The organism is Micrococcus sp. GbtcB5 (assembly GCF_019091605.1).
Taxonomy (GTDB): Bacteria; Actinomycetota; Actinomycetes; order Actinomycetales; family Micrococcaceae; genus Micrococcus; species Micrococcus luteus.
In genome coordinates, this window is record NZ_JAGXJK010000412.1 from 1 (window position 1) to 240 (window position 240).

Annotated in this window: 1 protein-coding gene; it reads right to left on the minus strand. The window is 82.5% G+C overall.

The window, feature by feature from the left end; all coding sequences use genetic code 11:
• Positions 1–240, minus strand: a 240-nt coding sequence (locus tag KVS67_RS12930; protein WP_217565542.1) for a class I SAM-dependent methyltransferase, incomplete at both ends; no start/stop codon positions are given.

The following is a 240-nucleotide window of genomic DNA, read 5'->3' on the forward strand; positions in this document are numbered from 1 at the left end:
CCATCCAGTGCCATGCCTGGGCCGCCACCACGGCGTCGGCGCCCGCCGCCGGCAGGCCCGGGGCCTCGCCCGTGCCCGGCACGGCGCGCACCCGCCCGCCCGTGCCGGCCGCGACCTCGCGTTCCAGGGCGGCGCGCATCGACGCCGGCGGCTCGAGGGCCGTCACCGTCCGCACCCGGTCCGCCGGGCGGGCCGCGAGCAGCCGGGTGAACAGTCCCGCCCCGGCCCCGAGCTCCACCA